Source organism: Streptomyces sp. NPDC006743, from assembly GCF_040703815.1.
GTDB lineage: Bacteria > Actinomycetota > Actinomycetes > Streptomycetales > Streptomycetaceae > Streptomyces.
This window is the reverse complement of record NZ_JBEYJA010000158.1, coordinates 1-1429: the sequence shown is the minus strand read 5'-3', so window position 1 is coordinate 1429 and position 1429 is coordinate 1. Positions and strand designations below refer to the sequence as shown.

1 protein-coding gene is annotated in these 1429 nt (G+C 68.1%); it reads left to right on the top strand.

Annotated elements, in window-relative coordinates; all coding sequences use genetic code 11:
• Positions 1 to 134 precede the first annotated feature (134 nt).
• Positions 135 to 1373, top strand: a complete 1239-nt coding sequence (locus ABZ719_RS37650) for an IS256 family transposase (protein ID WP_366729670.1) — start codon at positions 135 to 137, stop codon at positions 1371 to 1373.
• Positions 1374 to 1429 lie beyond the last annotated feature (56 nt).

Below are 1429 nucleotides of genomic sequence, written 5' to 3'. Positions count from 1 at the left end.
GGTTGCGTCCAGGGAAGTGGTGTACGGGTTCGACCTGATCCGGGGGTTTGCTCCGGCATCGAGATGAAGCCCGCATAGACGAACGGCCACCGGCTGATCTTCGAAGTGTCGAAGCCTCGAAGGAGATCAGCACGATGACCGCACCCGACAGTCTGCCCCTGCACGCCCTCGCCGAGAACAACCTCGCCGCGGCGAGTCCTGATCTGCTGCGCGCGATGATCAAGACATTCGCCGACGCCCTCATGTCCGCCGAGGCCGACGCCCTCTGCAACGCCGAATACGGGCAGGTCAGCGACGAACGCGTCAACCACCGCAACGGCTACCGCCCGCGCGAGTGGGACACCCGCGCCGGGACCGTCGAGCTCGCCGTTCCCAAGCTGAGGCAGGGCAGCTACTTCCCGCACTGGCTTCTCGAGCGCCGCCGCCGGGCCGAACAGGCCCTGATCTCGGTGGTCGCCACCGCCTACCTGCTCGGTGTCTCCACCCGCCGAGTGGAGAAGCTCGCCGAGTCCCTCGGGGTGACGCAGCTGTCGAAGTCCCAGGTCAGTGCGATGGCCAAGCACCTGGACGAGCAGGTCACCGCCTTCCGTAACCGTCCCCTGGACGCGGGCCCGTACTCGTTCGTCTGGGTCGACGCCCTCACGCAGAAGGTCCGCGAGGGTGGTCGCATCGTCAACGTCCACGCCCTGGTCGCGGTCGGCGTCAACGCCGACGGGCACCGCGAGATCCTCGGCCTGGACGTGGCCACCGCCGAGGACGGCGCCGGCTGGCTGGCCTTCCTGCGTTCCCTGATCGCCCGCGGCCTGTCCGGCGTCCAGCTTGTCATTTCCGACGCCCATGCCGGCCTGGTGGACGCGGTCGGCGCAGTGCTGCCCGGCGCCTCGTGGCAGCGCTGCCGCACCCACTACGCGAGGAACTTGCTGAGCCAGGTCCCGAAGTCGGCCCAGCCCTGGGTGGCCACGCTGCTGCGGACGGTCTTCGAACAGCCCGACACTGACGCGGTCCAAGCACAGATGCGGCACGTCCTGGACGCGCTGGAAGCCAAGTTCCCCAAGGCTGCAGCCCACTTGGACGCCGCCCAGCACGACCTGCTGGCGTTCACGGCCTTCCCGCGGGAGATCTGGCGGCAGATCTGGTCGAACAATCCGCAGGAGCGGCTCAACAAGGAGATCCGGCGCCGCACCGACGTGGTCGGCATTTTCCCCGACCGCACCGCCGTCATCCGGCTCGTCGGCGCGGTCCTGGCAGAGCAGAACGACGAGTGGACCGAAGCCCGCCGCTACATGGGCCGCGAACTCCTCGCCAAGGCCCGACTCCACCCGATCGAGTCAGAAACCGACGACACCGTCCTGCCCACCGAACTCACCGCATAGCCTCAAAGACGAGATCACCGAGTGGCCGTCGATACACCACTCCAGCGGACGTGACC